This window comes from Bacillus sp. SIMBA_026 (genome assembly GCF_046535335.1).
Taxonomy (GTDB): domain Bacteria; phylum Bacillota; class Bacilli; order Bacillales; family Bacillaceae; genus Bacillus; species Bacillus velezensis.
The window spans coordinates 1-240 of record NZ_JAWRWX010000446.1; the positions used below are offsets into that span (position 1 = coordinate 1).

1 protein-coding gene is annotated in these 240 nt (G+C 48.3%); it reads right to left on the bottom strand.

From position 1 onward, the window contains the following. Positions 1 to 240, bottom strand: a 240-nt coding sequence (locus SB847_RS22120; protein ID WP_410578897.1) for a hypothetical protein, incomplete at both ends; no start/stop codon positions are given.

Here is a 240-nt window from a genome sequence, read left to right on the forward strand (position 1 = left end):
ACTTTCGTACGGACAAATCAGGAGCCTTCACGGAGAAAACATCACGACAGATTAGGTTCTGTTCTTTCAGGGGGGGGAAGAGCTTTTCACTGGTAGCACCACACAAACATTCTTGGATGTCCGCGGCCTCGACATAGTCGAGCATTGTCAGATATAACGAGAATGCTGCAACGGCATGTGCGGAGGAATTTTTTTCAACTCCAAAAATGCAGTTCAGCAGCAGTCGACGCAGTTCATGGG